The sequence below is a fragment of the Streptomyces sp. A01 genome (assembly GCF_059026195.1).
In genome coordinates this window covers 236,323-249,196 of the sequence record NZ_JBWLKN010000008.1, presented here as the reverse complement: position 1 = coordinate 249,196, position 12,874 = coordinate 236,323, and the positions used below count along the sequence as shown (strand labels likewise).

Sequence of the window (12,874 nt, the reverse complement as noted above, 5' to 3'; positions counted from 1 at the left end):
GCCTCCCGGCCCAGCCGGGACGCGGGCACGTCGCCTCTTCGGTCCGGCGGGGCGGGTTCAGTCGCGTTCGTCGGCGAACTTGCGGGCGAGTTCGGTGCGTGAGCGCAGACCGAGCTTCCGGTAGACCTGGGTGAGGTGCATTTCCACCGTCTTGGTGCTCAGGAACAGCGCGGCGGCGGCTTCCCGGTTGCTGGCCCCGTTCGACACGGCGAGCGCGACCTGCATCTCCTGCGGAGTCAGCGGCTGTACGGGCTGCCCGGTGGCGGGGAGGTACTTGGCTCCGGTGGCGCGCAGTTCGGTCAGTGCGCGCCCGGCCCACAGCCGTGCGCCCATCGCTTCCAGGCTCGCGTGCGCCGCGCGCAGCCGGGTGCGGGCTGGCGAGAGCTTGCCGTGGCGTCGCAGCCGTTGCCCCCAGGACAGCTGGGTGCGGGCCGCCTCCAGGCGGAGACCGGTTTGCGTGTAGCCGTCCACCGCGCGGCCGAACAGGTCGTCGGCCTCGTCCGCGTCGGCGGTGGCCAGGGCGCGCAGCCGGGCCAGTCCGGCTGCCTGGCCCGGCAGTTCGGCCGCGATGTCCTCGGCGAGGGTTCTTTCGAGCGCGTCAGCCAGCGCGTGCGGCAGTTGCCGTACGCCGCGCGCGTGGACCTCGGCCACGTCCATAGCGCCCGGCCAGGTCAGCAGGAGCCCCGAGGAGCAGTTGCGGAAGTAGCCGACGTTGGCGACGTGGCCCAGGGCGGCGGCCGGGTCGCCGAGCCCGAATTCCAGGGCGGCGAGCGCCTCGTCGATATACCGGGCCGATGTGGTACGCAGTTGTGCGCCCAGCTGCCGGGCTTCTGCGGCGCTGTGCCGGCAGTCGGCCTCCTCGCCGCGGGTGGCCTGCACGTACGCGAGGACCGCCGTGCCGCGGTAGTGCCACAGCGGGTTGCCGGTCTCGCGCGCCAGCCGGGTCGACTCCGAGGCCGCCGCGTAGGCCGCGTTCAACTGCCCCGAGCGCACCTCGGCGACGGCGGCGATGTGCAGGGCGTACGGCAGCATGCCGAGTTCGGCGTCGGCGCGCAGATTCTCCACCAGCGGGTCGAGCAGGCGCTTGGCCGCCATCGGCAGCCCGACCCGTACGAGCTCGTGTGCGGCGTGCACGACGTGCTGGCCGCTCAGCCCCTGGCCGTGTACGAGTTCCGGGGTGCGGACCGCGTCGCTGATCAGGCGCGCGCCCAGGGCCGGGTCGTCCCGGGCGAGCACGCTGACCCCCGCGAGGAGCTGCGCGAGCCCGGTCAGGGCCTTGTTGCCGGAACCCCACCGAGCGGCGGCCAGGGCGAGTTCGGCGGCCATGGCGAAGTCGTTGCCTACATAGGCGGCGAGCACGGCGTCGAGCTGGCGCCGCACCGCCACCTCCACGGCGCTCGCGCGGTGCAGCGCCGCTGAATCGGCGAGGAGGCGCATGGCCCGCCCGGGGTGCCCGAGGAACAGCTCGATCCCGCCGAGTACGTACTGCGCCTCCGGGGTCCAGACGGCGTCCAGCTCATCGACGGTCGCCTCGGCCACCAGGTCGCGGGCGCGGTGGAACTGCCCGGCGAACCACGCCGACGCGGCGGCCTGGAACCGGCAGCGCGCATAACGCGTACGGTCGGCCGCGAGTTCCACGGCGCGTTCGTAGCTCGCCGACGCGACCTGGTAGGCCCGCTTGTCCCGCATCCGGTCGGCCATCCGCTCCAGCTCGGCGGCGACCTCTTCGTCGCGGCCGAGCACCGAGGCGGCCAGGTGCCAGGCTCTGCGGTCGATGTGCTCGGGGCCGGTCAGGGCACGGGCCAGCGCGCCGTGGGCGGTGCGCAGTTGCGCGGGGGTGGACACCTCGACGACGGCGGAGCGGATCAACGGGTGGGCGAAGGTGATCCGCATGGACTCGATGGTCACCAGGCCGTCGTCGTCCATCTCGGTGACCGCTTCGGCGGGCAGGCCGAGAGCGCGGGCCGCTTCGGCCACGGTGTCCACGTCGGTGTCGGTCAGTGCCGCGAGCAGCAGCGCGGAGCGCCGGTCGGCGCTGACGGCGGCCAGCCGGGGGGCGAACAGCGCGGTCGTGGCCCTGCCGACCGGGAGCGGCAGTGGCAGCGGGACCTTGCCGGTGAGGTGTTCGGTGTCGAGCAGGCGGGCGAGCTCGATGAGGGCCAGCGGGTTGCCGCCGGTGTCGCGCACCAGGCTTCCGGCCACCTCGGCGGAGACCGGACCGCCGCGGTGTTCGGCCATGAGCTCGGCGGCGGCCGCCGCGTCCAGGCCCGCGAGTTCGATGGCCTCCCACTCCGGTGGCGGCACCCGCGCGCCGATGACGACGGCGATGCCCTCGCGGTCGAGCCTGCGGGCCGCGAAGAGCACCGCCTCCGCCGAGGCGTCGTCCATCCGGTGGAAGTCGTCCAGCGCCAGCAGCATCGGCTGCCGTTCGGCGACCGCGGTCAGCAGGCCGAGGGTCGCGGCGGCGACGGCGAACCGGTCGCCACCCACCGCCGGACCCAGCGCGAGCGCGCCTTTGAGCGCGGCCGCCTGCACCGGCGGCAACTGATCGATCTCGGATACCCACGGGTGCAGCAGAGCGGAGAGCCCGGCGAACGGCAGGCCCTGCTCGGTCTCCGCCGCCCTGATCTGCCGGACCCGCAGTCCGGTCGCCGCGCTGACGGCGAGATCCACCAACGCCGTTTTGCCCACGCCTGGTTCACCGCACAGCACCAGGACTCCGCTGCGCCCCCGACGAGCCTCGTCAAGGAGCTGGGTCAGTCGTTCACGTTCGGCCGTTCTCCCCCGTAACACACCGCTGAGGTTATCGGCCCCAGCGGTGCCGTACCGGTGAATTACGCCATTGCGCTCATACGGCAGTACTGAGACAGCGTACGGAAAAGTCCACCAAGATCACCCACAAGCGGCAAGGAACGCTTTCAGGGCAGTGGAGTCGGCCGGTATTCCAGGCATTCCGGTGGAAGGCGGACACCGGCCAGCCGCATCGTGGCGGTCCGGGTGTGGAAGGCGGCGCCGCGCAGCAGGTGGTACGCCACATCCGCGACCCGCCGGTTCCCCGGATCTGCCAGGTAGCTGTCCCTGGCCCAGTCGTTGAAGCTGCCCAGTGCGGGGCCGGCCCATATCTGGTAGTCGGCGGCGCGCTCCGCGTCCCCGTTCAGCGCCCACCGTGAGGACCGTCCGAGGTACCAGCGGAACACCAGGGCCATGCGCCGTTTCGGGTCGTCGGCGGCCCGGGTGATCTGGTCCGGGTCGCGGGCCGTGAAGAAGCTGACCACCTCGGCCCAGATCTCGTCGAGCGACGTGCGGAGCAGCTGGCCCTCCAGCCAGGCGAGGTCGCGCGGTGACAGCTCCTCCAGGCTGCCGTGGCTCTCGTACAGGTGACGCAGCCGGCGGGCGCGCTGCGGGAACATGGTGCCCTTGCGCAGCACTTGGACCTGCGCTCCGAGTTCGAACATGTAGCCAGAGGGCGCCATGTCGAAATCGCTGATCTCCGCGGTCGCCAGCAGACGCCTCGTCCGCTCGGCGGTACCGGCCTCCACGCAGCTCTGGTTGACCGAGCCGGTCACCACGTAGTCGGCGCCCATCGCGAAGGCCCCGGCCACCGCCCGCGGGGTGCCGATGCCGCCCGCCGCGCCGAGCCGTACCGGCGGCAGCCATGGGTGCCGCCGGTGCGCCTCGTCGCGCTGGCGGGTCAGGACGGGCAGCAGCGCGGACAGCGGGCGGCGGTCGGTGTGGCCCGCCGAGTCCGCCTCCGCCGTGAGGTCGTCGGCCATGGGCACGGCCCTGGCCAGTTCGGCCTGGTCCGCGGTGATCAGCCCGCGCGCGAGGAGGCCGCTGACCATCTCCTCGGGCGGCGGCAGGAAGAAGTGCCTGCACACCTCGGGCCGGGACGCCTTCGCGATCACGCGGTTCTCCGCGTACGGCCGCCCGTCGGCGCCCCGGCGCAGTCCGCTGACCCGGTAGCGCACCAGATGCGGGGTCAGCTCCAGGTACGCGGAGGCTTCCACGCACCGGACCCTGTGCCGCAGGCACAGCTCGACCACGGCGCGTTCCAGCGCCTGCTCGTTCGGCGTGTGCAGCAGGTTGACCGCGTAGGGGAGGGCGGGAATCCGCGCGGCGAGGCGGACCAGCGCGTCCTCGACCACGGTGGCGGGGAGGCCGCCCGCGCCGAAGACGGCGAGGAAGCCGGCTCGCGCCGCGGCGGTGACCAGGTCGGCGGAGGCGACCCCGTTGGCCATGCCTCCCGCCATGTAGGCCGTCCGCACCCCGTGCGCGGCCCGGAATCCCGCTGAGCCGAGGGCCTCGGGGAGGACCGGTTCGAGGGAGGTGATGAGGCGTCGGCCGGGTTCGGCGGCCAGGCTGATACCGGGCCCGGTGTCCGTGGCGACCACGTGTACGGTCCGGTCGAGGTGAGCCAGCCGGTGCCGTATCCGGTCCGGATCGGTCATGAGGGCGTCGGCGTCCCTGCCCGTATCGGGCGCGGTGCGGGGCGTGGTGTGCTGGCTGTGCGGGCTTCTCATCGCTCTCCCTGGCGGATTCCGACGGCGAGGTCGGTGAACTCGTAGATGCGCAGCGGCCCGTTCCACACACTGCCGTCCGCGATGACGAGCGAGGTCTCCTCGGGCCCCGCGGACGGGGCGTCCCTGATCTCCTTGATGTGCAGATCGAGCGTCAGCTCGTGGTCGTCCGGCAGGATCTGTCCCCGGTAGCGCCAGGTCATCGGCGCCCCGACGGGCAGTGTGAAAACCGCCCCCGGCCGGTCGGCGAGCGGGGTGTGCAGGACGAACGCCCGCAGGGCCTGCATCGCGCTCTCCACGCCGAGGGAGCCGGGCATCACCGGGTCGCGGTGGAAGTGGAACGGGAAGTACCAGTCATCGGCGCTGATCCGGCGGCGTGCCTGTACGTAACCGAGTCCGTGGCGGCCGCCGTCGGGGACGATGTCCACATGGTCGATCAGCCGGAGACGGCCGCCGGCCAGCCGCAACCCCGAGCCGGGCCGCGGGGCCGACAGGTCGCCGTCCCCGGTGATCGCCCGGCTGCGGGGGGTGGCGCCGGAGTCCGTGAGCCACGGCGGCACGTGCGTGCCGCCGTCCATCCCCGACTGCTTGGCGAGCGTCGTCGCGTCGAAGTAGCCGAACAGCGACTCGCCCTGGTAGAAGACCTCACCGTCGACGGAGAGCCGGTAGCGGAAGCTTTGCAGCGTCGCGCCGAGGGCCTGCTGTGTGGACAGCAGCTCGGATTCCTGGCGGATGGTCCGTCCGCGCGGGTCGATGTCGCGCAGCAGCACCGCGGAACCGTCGAGATTGCGGATGACCAGGTCCTCATCCGGCGTCAGCAGGCTCCCGCCCAGGTAGTAGCCGGTCAGCACCGCCGACTGCAGTGACGTCTCCTTCAGCACGCAGTACGGCATGCCGGGAAACGCGTTGTCCGCGTAGTACCAGGCGTCCGGCGGCGAGTCGTACTCGGTGACCATGCGCGCGCCACTCAACTTCCCCCGTTCGCCGGTGAACTCCATGATCCGGTCCAGGAACCGGAAGTCCCCGTTGGGGAGGCGCGGCGCGAGGCGGCCTTCGTAGACGGCGAACTCCGGGCCCATGGCCATGCTGAGGTCGCCCTTGGCCAGGTGCGCCAGGTGCAGCTCGTTCGCCAGCGCCGGCTCGCCCGCGCTGTTGCGGCGGCCCAGGAACCGTGCGGGGCGGCCGCCTTCCTCGGGCCGGCACGGCGTCCCGGGCCTCTCCCGTACCTGAAGGGCGAGGTCACGCAGGCTGAGGATGGGTTTGCCGCCGTCGTACACCATGACGTCGGCGACGACCGTGGGCCTGGGCAGCATGGTGATCTCGGTGATCTCCACGGTGTACCGCAGCTCCCGGGTGCCGGGGCCGACCTGGCCGCGCAGCGTGCAGTGGGTGCGCCGGCCCGGTGGCGGCTGGAACTCGGCGTCCGGGAGGACCAGATGCAGCCCCAGGTACATGGCGTACACCTGAAGCAGCTGCGCGGCTCCCTCCATCATCAAGGTGCCGGGCATGACCGGATCATCAGGGAAGTGGCACCGGAAGAACCAGTCCTCCGGTGTGATGTGGCGGGTCGCGGTCAGCCTGCCGAGTCCCCGCGGGCCGCCGGTACGGTCGATCCCGGTCACCGCGTCCAGCATCAGCGCCTGTCCGGCGGGCAGCCGGACCGACGGGTTGAGCCCGTCGGCCGACTGGTCCCACCTGGCGCCGAACACCGATGCCAGGTCTCCGGCCGTGAGGAGTTCCACGTCGGCGGGCGACAGCGCGGTGCGCTCCGTGCGGGCCAGCGGGGTGAACGTGGCGGGGGTCATGAGCCGCCGCCGCTGGTCGCCCATCCTGGTCGGCACGATGCCCAGCGGCTCGGCCAGTTCGTCGTCGGTGAAGAAGCCCGCGCAGTTGTCCCGCATCTCCAGGAACAGGGTGTCCCCCCGGTACCCCCGGCACTCGAAGAAGAACACCAGCTTGTCGCCCTGCCAGACCAGTCTGCTGATCTCCAGCTCGTAGCGGAGGGTCTCCCCGGCCCGTGGCAGATCGCCGTGGAAGACGCTGCTGCCGCCCAGCAGCCGGTATTTCCGCTTCCCCCGGTTGTGCAGGTCGATGCCCATGGAGCCGATCAGCACCACGCTGGCCTGGGCCGCCTCCAGTGCGGTGCCGAACAACGCCCGCCCGTCCACCGTGAAGGCGTCATCGGGAACGTCGTACTCGACGGTGATGCCCGCGGGCTCGTACACGCCGGTGGTGGCCCGCAGTGCGGTGACCCGGGAGAGCACCAGATACGGCGGGCCGGGCAGTCGCAGCCGTCGCGGGAACTCGTCGGCCTCCGCGAAGTCAGGTCCGAACACCTCGGCGACCCGGCCGGTGGCCAGCTTCAGCAGGTCCGCCCGGTCCCACACCACGGACGCGCGGGCAGGGGGTGCGGGCCGGTCGACCAACTCCACGTCGCGCAGTTCGGCCAGGGTCTCCCCGTCGGCGCCGGTGGCGACCACCGAGCACCGGCCGCCGCTCGGCGTGCGCCGCACATCCGTAACGGACACGGCGAACGGCTCTCCGTCCGGCAGCGGTCCGTACTGGACGAGCCGTCCGATCCGGCTCGGCAGGACCCGCACGCCCAGCCGCCGGTGCGTCCACACCAGAGGTGCCTGAAGCAGCAGGTCGGTGAGGACGGGGCAGTACCGGGCCGTCGCGTAGCCGCCACCGCCGAGGACGGAGTCGGCCAGCGCGCACTGGAAGGTCATGTCCTGCCCGTCGTCGGCGAGCAGCCGGTGGACACCGCGCAGGCGCGGGCCGTGGAAGAGCGCCCCGTCCGCGTACGGGTCGATCGGCTCGCCGCCCTCCAGCGCGGGCGCCGCGGACGGGCGCGGCGCGGGCGGGGGCGGAGTCCCGGTGTCGAGCACCGCCCGGTAGCGGGGCCGGTCCCGGTCGTCGCGGACCAGGACCCGCACACCGCCCTCGGCGTGCTCGGTGATCTCGAAACGCAGCACCGTGGGCGCGTCCTCGTCGAAGACGACGCCCTTGAAGACGGTGACGTCCCAGGCGCCCGTCACGACGGCGGTCGGCAGCACCTGTTCGACCACGTCCGACATCGCCCCCAGCACGGCCGTCAAGGGCAGGACCGGAACGCCGTCGACACGGTGGTCGGCCACCACGGGGTCATCGAGCAGCGGGCGCAGCGCGCGCCGCACCGTCACTCCGCCGTCCGGCGGTTCCCGGCGGGGTGAGGGGGCCGGGGACAGCGGTGTGGGCGGGCCGAGCACGCACACGGTGTCCTCCCCGCGCTCCGGCTCGAACTGCTCAGCGAACAGCCTGGCGCCGGTCTCCGGGGGGATCAGCGCGACCCCGCGTTCGGTGAACATCCGGGCCAGCTCGGGGGTGACCATGCCGCCCTCCCACGCTCCCCAGTTCAGCGCGGTGACCCGGATGGCGGGGCGCGTGGCCTTCAGGGCGACCGCCAGGTGGTTGAGCGCCTCGTTGGCCATCGCGTAGTCGGCCTGCCCCCGGTTGCCGAAGAAGCCGGCGACCGAGGTGAACAGCACGACGTGCCGAAGCCGGTCGGCGTCGACGGCGGCCAGCACCGACCGCAGCCCCAGGAGTTTCGGGCCGAGTACCCGGTCGATGTCCTCGGCGTGCTTGGCGGTGATGAGCTGGTCGGCGAGGGCACCGGCGCCGTGCACCACGCCGGTGATCCGCTCGCGGTGGGGCCGTAACGCGGCGCCGACCGCCTCGGCGTCGGTGACGTCGACCGGCAGGTAGGCGACCTCCGCGCCCGTCCGCCGGAGAGCCAGCAAGGTGGCCGACACCTCGCGCTGGGCGAGGATCTCCCGGTACTCGCGCTCCACCTCACGCGGCAGCGGCGTGGCCCCCGCTGCGCGCAGCCGGTCGGCGACAGCGGCGCGCAGCACACCGGCGGGCACCTCCGCGGCCCAGTCGTACTCCCCGGTGAGCGGGGTGCGGCCGAGCAGCAGCAGCCCCGGTCGCCGCCGCCGTGCCAGTTCGATGACGCAGGCGGCTGTCACTCCCCTGCCCCCGCCGGTCACCACCAGCAGGTCGTCAGGGCCGAGCCCGGGGGCCTGCGGCCCAGCGGCCGGTTCCCGGTCGGTGAGGACGGTCCGGTGCCGGGCACCGGCGGCGTCGTAGCCGACCTGGGTGAGAGCGGCCCGGGGGTCGTGCAGTTCGGCGAGGACCAGCCCGGCGGCGGCGCCCTCATCGAGGGCGCCGCCCAGTTCGACCGCGCGGCAGTACAGGGTGGGCGCCTCGATCGCGAGGGTCTTCACCAGCCCGGCGAGCCCGCCGAGCGCGGCGGCCGCCGGTTGTTCCGAGTTCCTGACGACGGTGACGAAGGCGGCCCTGCCGTGCCGGGCCGCGGCCTCCAGCAACGGCTGGGTGCGCCCTGCGAGCAGCAGGGCCTCACGCAGCTGCCCGGCCGCCTCGTCGAGGTCGCGGACGTGGCCTGGCGCGTAGAGCACCAGGTCCAGGGCGGTGACGTCCGCCGGTACGTCGAGTCCATGCTGGACGGTCCAGCCTTCCGCGGTCAGTTTCCCGCCCAGCGCCGCGGTCAGTTCCTGGGCGCCGCCCGCCAGCAGCGCGACCGGCTGCCGGCGGTAGGCCGCGTCGAGACGGTCGGCGGGCGACAGCGGGCTCAGCCGCGCGTGGTGACGCGCGACGCCGAGCCCGCTCTCAGCTTTTGGGTGGCCGCCCGCCTCCCCCGAGGCCACCACGAAGCTCACGATGTCGTGCAGCGAGCGCAGTTCGGCCAGTGTCTCCGCGTCGGCTGCCGCCGTTGCGGGGAACCGCTCGCGCAGCGCGCCCATGATCTCGACCCGCTTGATCGAGTCGATGCCGAGGTCGGCTTCGATCTCCATGCCGACATCGAGCATCTCGACCGGGTATCCGGTCTTCCCCGCGACGATGTCCAGCAGCTGCTCGCTCACCTCCCTGGTGCCGAGGCCCCCGGAAGCCGGTGCGGGCGTCGTGCGGGCGGCGGGAGCCGGAGCCGGTACGGGAGTCACGACGGGGGCTGGGGCCGCGCCCGGAGGCTGCTCGGCAGGCGGAGGCTGCGGTGCCTCCACCGCCGGTGGTGCCTGCGGCGGCGCCGGTACGGCAGCCGGTTCGGCGACGGCGGTGAGCGCCGGACGCGGTCGCACCGCGGTCACCGGTTCCCTCACGGCCGAGGGCTCCGTGGCGGTTTCGGGCAGGGCCGTGCCGGAATCGAGGCGGGCCAGGCTGCGGAACGCCTCTCCGTGGCTGCGGCTGATCGCGGTGCTGTGCTCGACGATCACGCTGATGGCGTCGAGCACGGACTCCCGCATGCCGTTACGCGCCTCCTCTTGCAGCACCGCGCTCATCCGCTCGGCGATCTGGAGCTGCCCGTCGAGGAACGTCCGGTGCAGGGCGAGGTGCTCGCTGGTGGGCGGGTCCGCCGGTCCGGCCGCCGCCCGCACGGGCTCCATGCGCACGGTAGGGCCGTTCTCCAGCGCCTGCTGATACTCGCGCCGACGCTCGGCCGGTACGTGATTGGTACCGCTCAACGGGATCGCCATTCCTTTCCTGGGCGCTTCCGCGTCCGTCATGCCAGTGGGTGGGGTGAACCCCTTGAGTGGCAGGCCCAGCACGGCCAGGCGGGCCACGAGTTGTTTGAGTGCCACATCCCCGTCCCGCCCGGGACCGGGGTCCGCGTGCAGCACGGTCACATCGGGCCGGTCGCCGAGGGTCCGCCGCGCCAGCCCGGCCAGCACCGACCTCGGGCCGAACTCCACGAAGATCCGGAATCCGTCGGCGTAGAGCTGCCGGAGACGGGGCTCGAAGTGCACCGGTTTCGTCAGCTGCTCGGTGAGCACCCCGCGATTGGCCGCGGCGTCGACGCCGTACGCCGCGCCTTCGGTGTTCGCGTACACCGGGAAGCGGGGTGGTGCGATCTCCACGGTGGAGAGGGCTTCGGCGAACTCCTCGGCGGCGTGCGCGACGTAGCGGGTGTGGAACGCCGCGGCGACCGGGAGCGGCTGGGCGCGCACCCCCTCGGCGGCGCAGTGCGCGACGAACGCCCGCACCTCCTCGCTGCCGCCTCCGACGACGGTCTGCCCGGGCGCGTTGAGGTTGCACACCACCACGTCCGGGTGGCCGGTGAGCAGCTCCGCCACCCGCGCCTGGCCGGCGTGCACCGCGGCCATCGTGCCGGGGTCGGGCAGGTCCGCGGGGCGCCGTGCCATCGCCCTGCCGCGTGCGCCCGCCAGCCGGTGGACGTCCGCGTCGCTGATGCTGCCCGCCGCCCACAGCGCGGTCAGCTCCCCGAAGCTGTGCCCCAGTGCCGCGTCCGCACCGAACCCGAGTCCTGCCAGATAGCGGTACTGGCCCGTGGACAGCGCGCCGATCGCCGGTTGTGCGTAATCCGTGCGGCGCAGGGCGCTCTCCTGCTCGGCCCGGCCCGCGGTGTCGAAGGCCGGCGGCGGGAAGACCACAGGCCCCAGCGGGTCAGCCTGGCCGCACTCGGCCGCGGCCGCGTCGAACGCGGCGCGCACCTGCGGCACTCCCAGCGCGGTCTGGGCGCCCATCGCGGGGTACTGGCTTCCCTGCCCGGCGAACAGCGCGGCGACCTTGCCCGCCGGAACGCCGGAGCGGCGGTAGTAGACGCCGTCGGCCGACTCGAAGGACTCCGCCGAGGGGTCGGCGCGCAGCCGGTCGAGCGCGTCGGCGCACAGCCTGGCCAGTTCCTCCGCCGTCCCGGCGACGATCGCCAACCTGGCGCGGTGCGGGGTGACGGCGTCCTCGCACGGCGGTCCCGCGAGGGCGGTCAGGAGCTCATCGGGAGAGTCGGCGTGCCACAGGTGGACCTGTGCCGCCGCGTGCCGGGGAGCCGGCTCACCGGCGGAGCGCGGGTGCTCCTCCAGTACGCAGTGGAAGTTGGTGCCGCCGAACCCGAAGGAGGACACCGCCGCCCGGCGCACCGGGCGCAGCGGCTCGGTGATCCACGGCCGGCATTCGGTGTTGACGTAGAACGGCCCGTCGTCGAAGCCGAGTGCGGCCCTGGGCCGGGTCACGTTGATCGTCGGCGGCAGCACCTTGTGGTGCAGGCTCAGCGCCAGCTTGATCAGCCCGGCCGCGCCCGCCGCGCCCTTGGTGTGGCCGATCTGGGACTTCACGCTGCCGATCGCGACGCTGTGCCTGCCCGCGGCGGCCCGCTCGTAGACACCGCGCAGCGCGGTCAGCTCGGTCAGGTCGCCGACCGGGGTACCGGTGCCGTGCGCCTCCAGGAGACCGACCTGGTCGGGCCCGAAACCCGTCTCGGCGTAGGCGCGTTCCAGGGCGACCATCTGGCCTTCCCCGCGCGGGGCGTAGATGCTCTTGTGCCTGCCGTCGCTGGAGGCACCGAGGCCGCGGAGCACCGCGTAGATCCGGTTCCCGTCGCGTTCGGCGTCGGCCAGCCGCCGCAGGGCGAGCATGCCGATGCCCTCACCGATCATCGTGCCGTCGCCGTCCTCGTCGAACGGCCTGATGCTGCCCTTCCTGGAGAGGGCGGGCGTCTTGGAGAAGCAGAGGTACATCAGGATGCTGTTGTCCGCGTCGCAGCCACCGGTCAGCATCAGGTCAGCGCGGCCGGAGACCAGCTCGTCGGTCGCCATCCGCACGGCGGCGAGCGAGCTGGCGCACGCCGCGTCCACCGTGCAGTTGACGCCGCCCAGGTCGAACCGGTTGGCTATCCGCCCTGCGACGACGTTGCCGAGCAGGCCGGGGAACGCGTTCTCCTCCCACGGCACGAACGCCTTGGTGAACCTGTCCGCGATCTCCTCGGCGTCCTCCTCCGTCAGGCCGCAGCTGCGCACCACGCGCTTGAGCACCGGGGTCTGGAGCCTGGTCGACAGCGGCTGGATGATCGAGTTGGCGCCGGTGACCCCGAGGACGACGCCGGTGCGGGTGGTGTCGAACCAGTCCGCTTCGCCGCAGCCCGCGTCGGCCAGTGTCTCCCTGGCCACGAGCAGGCTCAGCAGTTGCAGGACGTCGGTGAACTCCAGGGTCTTCGGCGGCAGCCCGAACTCCATCGGATCGAAGGGCACTTCGGGGATGAACCCGCCGCGTCTGGCGTAGGTCTTGTCCGGCGCGCCGGGGTCGGGGTCGTAGTGGTCGGCGACCGACCAGTGGGTGTCGGGGACGTCGCGGAGGCTGTCCACGCCGCGGACGATGTTGTCCCAGAACTGTCCGATGTTCGCGGCCCCCGGGTACAGCCCCCCGAGGCCGATGATCGCGATCGCTGTGCTGTCTGATGCCGTGGATACGGGCATCGGTTTCCCCCTAGTCGAACTGACTGAACGGGTCGAACTGACTGAACGGTTCGAACTGACTGAACGGGTCGAACTGGTCGCACGCGTTGACTG

3 protein-coding genes are annotated in these 12,874 nt (G+C 72.9%); all 3 read right to left on the bottom strand.

Translation table 11 applies throughout. From position 1 onward, the window contains the following. Positions 1–57: 57 nt before the first annotated feature. The gene (locus AC5P1B_RS13665) at positions 58–2,793 is read right to left on the bottom strand and encodes a helix-turn-helix transcriptional regulator (protein WP_493887259.1); all 2,736 of its coding nucleotides are present in this window, start codon (positions 2,791–2,793) and stop codon (positions 58–60) included. A gap of 125 nt (positions 2,794–2,918) precedes the next feature. After that, entirely contained in the window at positions 2,919–4,520 is a 1,602-nt protein-coding gene (locus tag AC5P1B_RS13660; RefSeq protein ID WP_493887258.1) for a PfaD family polyunsaturated fatty acid/polyketide biosynthesis protein, read from the bottom strand. Then, entirely contained in the window at positions 4,517–12,781 is an 8,265-nt protein-coding gene (locus AC5P1B_RS13655; protein ID WP_493887257.1) for an SDR family NAD(P)-dependent oxidoreductase, read from the bottom strand. The genes AC5P1B_RS13660 and AC5P1B_RS13655 overlap by 4 nt, the downstream gene beginning before the upstream one ends. Positions 12,782–12,874: the final 93 nt, after the last annotated feature.